This is a genomic window from Nocardiopsis sp. TNDT3 (assembly GCF_003427465.1).
Taxonomy (GTDB): Bacteria; Actinomycetota; Actinomycetes; order Streptosporangiales; family Streptosporangiaceae; genus Nocardiopsis; species Nocardiopsis dassonvillei.
In genome coordinates this window covers 1-6,788 of record NZ_QPFC01000187.1, presented here as the reverse complement: position 1 = coordinate 6,788, position 6,788 = coordinate 1, and the positions used below count along the sequence as shown (strand labels likewise).

Below are 6,788 nucleotides of genomic sequence, written 5' to 3'. Positions count from 1 at the left end.
GGGGCCCGGCGGACCGTCAGGCCTTGCGGGCGACGCCGCAGTACTGGTCGGCCGCGACGATCTCGCCCACCTCCGCGGCGTCGGGCCGCCAGAAGGGCGCCGGGACCACGCCGGGCTCCAGCAGGTCGAGCCCGTCGAAGAAGCCCGCGATCTCCTCGGGGCTGCGCAGGTGGTAGGGCAGGGGCGCGGTCTCGTTCCAGCGCCGGGACGCCTCGATCATCGGTTCGCTGGTGTCGGTCCCGTCGCACAGGGCCAGGAAGCTGCCCGGGGGCAGCGCGTCCACGTAGGCGCGCACGGTGGCGTAGGCCCGGGCGTTGTCGGGGGTGTGCCCCATGGTGCCCAGGACGGTGAGCGCGATGGGCCGGCCGAAGTCCAGGTGGGCGGCGGCCGCCTTGAGGACCTGCTCGGGCTCGTGCAGGTTGGCGTCGACGTAGTGGACCTTCCCCGCCCCCTCTCCGACCAGCAGCGCGCGGGCGTGCGTGAGCACCAGCGGGTCGTTGTCCACGTAGACCACCCGGGCGTCGGGGGCGGCGGCCTGGGCGACCTCGTGGGTGTTGTCGTGCGTGGGCAGCCCGGTGCCCACGTCCAGGAACTGGCGGACGCCCTCCTCCCGGGCCAGGTGGGTGACCGCGCGGATGAGGAACTCCCGGTCGGCGCGGGCCGCGGTGACCATCTCCGGGTAGGCCTGGAGCACGTAGTCGCCGACCTCGCGGTCGGCCGGGTAGTTGTCCTTGCCCCCCAGCCAGTAGTTCCACACCCGGGCGGAGTGTGCCACGGTGGTGTCGATGGGGGGTGTGTCCGTCATGGTGTGCCCTCTCACCGGAAGCGCGGTTCGCGCCCGTATTGTCCTGCTCGCGGAAAGCGTGACGCAAGCGAAAACGCCGTGTGCGCGGGCGTTCCCGAACGACGGGCGCTCGTTCCCGGACCCCGTCAGCGCCTTCGCCCGTCCCTCCGATCGCCTCCCCCGGCGTGGGGGCGTCAGCGGGGCCGCTCGTACCCTGGTGCGATGCCAGCGATCTATCTGATCCGCCACGGGAAGGCCTCCCCCGAGGCGGAGGACTACGACGAGTTGAGCCCGACCGGCTACGAGCAGGCGCGCCTGCTGGGCGCCGAACTCCGGCGGCGCGGCCCCCGCGTCGGCCGCGTGGTGACCGGCGCACTGCGCCGCCAGCGCCAGACGGCGGCCGCGGCCCTGGCCGAGGCGGGCCTGGACCTGGAGCCGGTCGGCGACGAGCGGTGGAACGAGTACGACCACCTCGGCCTTCTGGGCGCCCACCCGGGCGCGACCGGCTCGCTCCAGGAGCGGCTCGACGCCTCCCTGTCCTCGTGGATCGAGGCCGGGGGCAGCGGTCCGGGCACCTGGGAGGGCTTCCGGAGCGGGGTCCGGCAGGCGCTGGACGACCTGGTCGCCGGACTGGGCAGGGGGGAGACCGCGCTGGTCTTCACCTCCGCCGGGGTGATCGCGACGGTGTGCTCGACCCTGCTGGGCACGGCGCCCGCCGGGTTCCTGGCCCTGAACCGCGTGGTGGTCAACGGTTCGGTGAGCAAGCTGCTGCACGGCCGGGGCGGCACCCGACTGCTGTCCTTCAACGACCACGCCCACCTGGAACAGGGCGGTCCCGCGCTGATGACCTACCGCTGAACGCACGTGCGGCCCGACGCGCGCCCGGTGCAAACCGACCGGTTGGTACCGCCCCCGGGGCGGCCGGTGCGACCGCGTGCGGCCCCCGGCTTCCCGGCTCCGGCCCGCGCCCTCGCGGGTCGGGGCCGGAGCGCACACAGCCCCGCGGACCCCTGGTCCGATCGGTCCGCGGAGGACGCCCCCGAGGGGCCGGGCGCGGTCCGGCCGCCCGGCTCACCCCGCCTGGGCGCCGTCCGCCTCCCGGCGCTCGGCATCGCGCCGCAGCACCGCGCGCAGGGCCAGTTCGTAGCCGAAGACCCCGCACCCGGCGACGTAGCCCGCGGCCACCGGCGCGGTCACCGAGGTGTGCCGGAACTCCTCGCGCGCGTAGACGTTGGAGATGTGCACCTCCACCACGGGCGCCTCGACCGCGTCGATCGCGTCGCGCAGCGCGATGCCGTAGTGCGCGTAGGCGCCGGGGTTGAGCACCACCCCGGCCCAGCCGCGGGCGGCGTGGATCCGGTCCACCATCACGCCCTCGCTGTTGCTCTGCGCGCACACCACCCGCACGCCCAGCTCCTCGCCGAGGGAGACCACCCGCCGTTCGACCTCCGCCAGGGTGGTGGTGCCGTACTGCCCGGGGTCGCGGGTGCCCAGCAGGTTGAGGTTGGGGCCATTGAGCAGCAGGACGGTGCGGGAGGGGTCGGACACAGCGGACATGCGGGTCAGCGCTCCTTCTCGGGTCGGTGGCAGCAAGCTTAGGGCCCGGGCGGCGCCGTGGCCCCGGTCGCCCCGGAGTCCCGCGGACGGGGTAGCATACCGACCAGTCGGTCCATGATTTCGAGGAGGCGACCCGTGGCGTCCACCCTGCTGTCCACGCGCGACCTGCACTTCCTGCTCTACGAGTGGCTCGACACCGAGGCGCTCACCAGACGCCCCCACTACGCCGACCACTCGCGCGAGACCCTCGACGCCGCGCTGGAGCTGGCCGAACGCGTGGCCACCGACCACTTCGCGCCGCACAACAAAACCAACGACGCCAACGAGCCCCGCTTCGACGGCGAGCGCGTCCACGTCATCCCCGAGGTGGGGAGGGCCCTGGAGGTCTACGCCGAGACCGGGCTGAGCGCCGCCGGGATGCCCGCCTCCGTGGGCGGCGCCCAGGTCCCGCACGTGGTCTCCAGCGCGTGCGGCGCCTACTTCCAGGCCGCCAACCTGGGCACCTCGGCCTACCCCTTCCTCACCTCGGGCAACGCGCGCCTGCTCCTGGCGCACGGCACCCCCGAGCAGGTCGACACCTGGGTGCGCCCCATGGTGGAGGGGCGCTTCACCGGGACCATGTGCCTGTCCGAGCCGCAGGCGGGCAGCTCTCTGGCCGACATCACCACCCGCGCCGAGGAGGACGGGGAGGGCGGCTACCGACTGTTCGGCAACAAGATGTGGATCTCTGCGGGCGACCACGAACTGACCGAGAACATCGTGCACCTGGTGCTGGCCAAGATCCCCGGCGGTCCGCCCGGGGTCCGGGGCATCTCCCTGTTCGTCGTGCCCAAGTACCTGCTGGAAGCCGACGGGACGATCGGCGAGCGCAACGACGTCGTGCCCGCCGGGCTCAACCACAAGATGGGCTACCGGGGCACCGTCAACGCGATGCTCAACTTCGGCGAGGGCCGCCACGCCCCCGGCGGGCGGCCGGGCGCGGTGGGCTACCTGGTCGGCGAGCCCCACCAGGGGCTGAAGTACATGTTCCACATGATGAACGGGGCCCGGATCGGGGTGGGCGCGGGCGCCGCCGCCGTCGGCTACACCGGCTACCTCAAGTCGCTGGCCTACGCCCGCGAACGCCTCCAGGGCCGCCCGCTGGGCGACAAGGACCCCGGGCAGCCGCAGGTCCCCATCGTCGAGCACACCGACGTGCGCCGGATGCTGCTCGCCCAGAAGAGCTACGTCGAGGGCGCGCTCGCCCTGGTGCTGTACTGCGCCCGGCTGGTGGACGAGACCGCGAGTGCCGAGGACGACAAGGCGCGCGAGCGGGCCCACCTGCTGCTGGACGTGCTCACGCCGATCGCCAAGAGCTGGCCCTCCCAGTGGTGCGTGGAGGCCAACAGCCTGGCCATCCAGGTGCACGGCGGGTACGGGTACACGCGCGAGTACGACGTGGAGCAGCACTACCGGGACAACCGGCTCAACCCGATCCACGAGGGGACCCACGGCATCCAGGCCCTGGACCTGCTGGGCCGCAAGGCCGTGCTCGACGGCGGCTCCCGACTGTCGCTGCTGGTGGAGACCGCGCGCGCCACTGCGGACCGGGCCCGGGAGCTGGGCGAGCGCGAGGCCGAGTACGCGGTGCTGCTGTCGGAGGCCCTGGACCGGACCGCGGAGACGGCCGCCGCGGCCTGGGCCGAGGGAGACCCGGCGGTGGCGCTGGCCAACGCCACCCCCTACCTGGAGGCGGTGGGACACGTGGTGGTCGCCTGGATGTGGCTGGAGCAGCTGGTGGCCGCGCACGGGCGCGAGGGCGGCTTCTACGAGGGCAAGCGCGCCGCGGCGGCGTACTTCTTCCGGCACGAGCTGCCGCGCACCGGGCCGCAGTTCGACCTGGTGGCCTCGCGCGACCGGACGGTGCTGGACGTCTCGCCCGACGTCCTCTGAGGGGCGGCGGGGGAGGCCGGGGCGCGTGTGCCCCGGCCTCCCGGCCCCCGGACGCGGAACGCCGCGGCCTCGTGCCGGTGGTCGGCCGGTGCCGGAACGGGCCCTCGCGGGCATCGCGCGGGGTTCCCCGGCCCGTGGTCCGACCTCGGACGCCGACCGCTCCGCGTTCCCACCCGGTTTTCCGGCGCCGGACCCCTCGCACGTCCCGCGCGGGAAAACCGCTTCGGCGCGGGCGGGGCCCTGTGCCAGGCTGGGCCCATGTCCGATCCTCGTCGCGCGCTGCTTCGCTGGCAGTTCGACTTCACCTGGTCCCTGTTCGAGTACCACCTGGAGCGCCTGGAGCCCGGCGACCTGCTCTGGGAGCCCGGCCCCCTGTGCTGGACGGTGCGCCGGGACGGCGGGGGCCGCTGGGTGCCCGACTGGGCGGACACCGAACCCGACCCCGTGCCCGTCCCCACCGCGGCCTGGGTCACCTGGCACATCGGCTGGTGGTGGTCCACGGCCCTGGACCACCTGCGGGGGCGCGTTCCGCGCGGGCGCGAGGAGGTCCACTGGCCGGGCCCGGAGGAGGCGGCCGACTGGCTGCGCACACTGCGGACGCAGTGGCTGGAGGTGCTGGAGGGGCTCACCGGCCCGGACCTGGACGGCCCCGCCGCGTTCCCCTGGCCGCCGGACTCCGGGCTGTCGGTCGAGCACACGGCCGCCTGGGTCAACGGCGAGCTGATGAAGAACGTGGCCGAGCTCGGGCAGCTGCGGCTGCTGCGGGTCGCGTCGGCGTCCGGGGCCTGACACCCGCCGAGGACGGGTGGGCGGGGCGCTCATCACGGCGGGCCGAGAACGTGTCCGGTGTGACGTGTGGGGTTCCTCGCCGGTGCTCCCGCTCCCGGCGGCACCGCGGGCCGTCGGGGGCGCCGCGGGGAGCGGGATCGCCTCCGGGGCGCGCCCCGGAGGACCCCGCCGGTCACAGCGCTAACGGCGGGCCGGACCGCTGGCCAGCGCGACCAGGGCGCCGAGCACCGACAGGGCCGCCAGCAGCAGGAACACCGCCGGGTAGCCGCCCAGGGGCCCGGCCAGCAGCGCGCACGCCCCCGGCGCCAGGGCCATCGTGAGCATGAGCGGGGTGTGCATGATGCCGTTGAGCGTGGTGTAGTGCTCCTCCCCCCAGCGGTCCGCCACGGCCGTGGCCTGGAGCAGGGTGAGCACGCCCCGCGCGGCGCCCACCAGCGCCGCCGCGGTCATGACCAGCCACAGCGGCCCGCTGACCAGGGAGATCAGGCCGGTCGCCCCGGCGCAGGCCAGGAGCGCCGCGGCGATCCGGTGCACCGCCCCGCTGTACCGCGCCAACGGGGCGTAGACGAGGCGGCCCAGCACCTGGCCCACGCCCACGGCGCTGAGCGTCCAGGCGGCCTCGGCGGTGCCGAACCCGCGCCCCTCCATGAGCGGGACGACGCCGACCACGACCGCGTACACGGTGAGGGTGCCCAGGGCGAGCGCCGTGGTCAGCGCCCAGAACGCGCCGCTGCGGACCACCCCGCGCACCGCCCGGCGGTCCCCGGCCCGGTCGGCGGTGCCGCCGGGAGTCCAGGGCGGGGTCAGGGCCAGGGCGTGCAGCGGCAGCACCACCAGGGCCAGGACCAGGGCGAGGGCGAGGTAGGCGCCGCGCCAGCCGACCTGCGCCTCCAGGGCGGCGGTCAGCGGGGCGAAGACGGTGCTGGCCAGCCCGCCGACCAGGGTGAGGGCGGTGAGCGCCCGGACCCTGCCCTGCCCGTACCAGCGGGTCAGGGCGGCGAAGGCGGGCGGGTAGGAGAGCCCGGCCACGGCGACTCCGGCCACCTGCCAGGCCGCGCCGAAGAACCACAGGTTCGGGGCCAGGGCCAGTCCGGCGACGGCGACCGCGCCCAGCAGGGCCGCCGCGGTCATCACCGGCCGGGGGCCGCGCACGCGCAGCCAGCGGGCCACCAGGGGCCCGCCCAGTCCGGCCACGACCTGGGACCCGGAGAACAGGGCGATGACGGCGGGCAGGGACCAGCCGGTGTCCTCGGCGATGGCGGGCGCCAGCACGGGGAAGGCGTAGAACAGCACGCCCTGGCTGGCGGTGACGGTGACGCACAGGGCGGCCAACGCCCTGCGCGCGTCCGTGCCGGAGGGGGCCCGGCCCGGCGCGCGGAGGGGTCGGTGGGTCATGCGCGCCGCCCGCGCGGTGCCGGTCGGGTGTTCGGGGTAAGCGGGGGAACGGGGACAGGGTTCCGTTGCGCTTGCACGGGGGACTCCTCGCCCTGGGAGGGGCAGACCCAGGGATCGAACGGACAGGTGACGCGTTCGTGTACATACCCGCGCCACTACGCCGAGTATTCACCGAATGGCTATCTGTCGCTTACCTGGAATTCCAGCTTTTGTCCCCCGGAATGGGTAACAGCTCCCCACCGCGCGCGGAGACCACGGCGCCGCCCCCGGAATCGCGGGAAGGCGTTCACCCGGAACCCGGAGCCGCCCCGGGCGTCCCCGCGGCGGCTCC

General features: G+C 74.9%; 6 protein-coding genes. 3 read left to right on the top strand and 3 right to left on the bottom strand.

Annotated elements, in window-relative coordinates; translation table 11 throughout:
• Window positions 1-16: 16 nt before the first annotated feature.
• Window positions 17-805, bottom strand: a complete 789-nt coding sequence (locus DQW06_RS05080) for an SAM-dependent methyltransferase (protein ID WP_071621878.1) — start codon at window positions 803-805, stop codon at window positions 17-19.
• 201 nt (window positions 806-1,006) lie between these two features.
• Here DQW06_RS05080 and DQW06_RS05075 point away from each other — a divergent pair, with 201 nt between their 5' ends.
• Entirely contained in the window at window positions 1,007-1,642 is a 636-nt protein-coding gene (locus DQW06_RS05075; protein WP_013152620.1) for a histidine phosphatase family protein, read from the top strand.
• Between the two features lie 213 nt (window positions 1,643-1,855).
• Here DQW06_RS05075 and aroQ read toward each other — a convergent pair whose 3' ends face one another.
• Window positions 1,856-2,341 carry a type II 3-dehydroquinate dehydratase gene (aroQ, locus tag DQW06_RS05070; protein WP_013152619.1) on the bottom strand — a complete coding sequence of 162 codons (486 nt, stop codon included), beginning with the start codon at window positions 2,339-2,341 and terminating at the stop codon, window positions 1,856-1,858.
• Window positions 2,342-2,476: 135 nt separating this feature from the next.
• Here aroQ and DQW06_RS05065 point away from each other — a divergent pair, with 135 nt between their 5' ends.
• Both DQW06_RS05065 and DQW06_RS05060 read left to right on the top strand, forming a co-directional pair.
• On the top strand, window positions 2,477-4,273 hold the full coding sequence (locus tag DQW06_RS05065; protein ID WP_117198049.1) for an acyl-CoA dehydrogenase: 1,797 nt from the start codon (window positions 2,477-2,479) through the stop codon (window positions 4,271-4,273).
• A gap of 258 nt (window positions 4,274-4,531) precedes the next feature.
• A complete protein-coding gene (locus DQW06_RS05060) occupies window positions 4,532-5,062 on the top strand; it encodes a DinB family protein (protein WP_117198048.1) in 531 nt (176 codons plus the stop codon).
• A 180-nt stretch (window positions 5,063-5,242) separates the two neighbouring features.
• Here DQW06_RS05060 and DQW06_RS05055 read toward each other — a convergent pair whose 3' ends face one another.
• Window positions 5,243-6,457, bottom strand: a complete 1,215-nt coding sequence (locus DQW06_RS05055; protein WP_117198047.1) for an MFS transporter — start codon at window positions 6,455-6,457, stop codon at window positions 5,243-5,245.
• Window positions 6,458-6,788: the final 331 nt, after the last annotated feature.